Below are 232 nucleotides of genomic sequence, written 5' to 3' on the forward strand. Positions count from 1 at the left end.
CGATCATGGCCGACGAGTCGATCGAAAGCGTCGAGGACGCCTTCAGCCTGGCCGCCGACGGTGCCACCAGCATCTTCGCCCTGAAGATCGCCAAGAACGGCGGCCCGCGCGCCGTGCTGCGCACTGCGCACATCGCCGAGGCTGCCGGCATTGCCCTGTATGGCGGGACCATGCTCGAAGTCTCGATCGGCACCCTGGCCTCGGCCCATGCCTTCCTCACCCTGCGCCAGCT

Annotated in this window: 1 protein-coding gene; it reads left to right on the forward strand. The window is 68.1% G+C overall.

Going from position 1 to position 232, the window contains the following annotated elements; all coding sequences use genetic code 11:
* Positions 1–232, forward strand: a 232-nt coding sequence (locus tag M2D63_RS26185) for an enolase C-terminal domain-like protein (protein ID WP_285865931.1), incomplete at both ends; no start/stop codon positions are given.

It is taken from the genome of Pseudomonas sp. BJa5, assembly GCF_030272875.2.
Lineage (GTDB): Bacteria > Pseudomonadota > Gammaproteobacteria > Pseudomonadales > Pseudomonadaceae > Aquipseudomonas.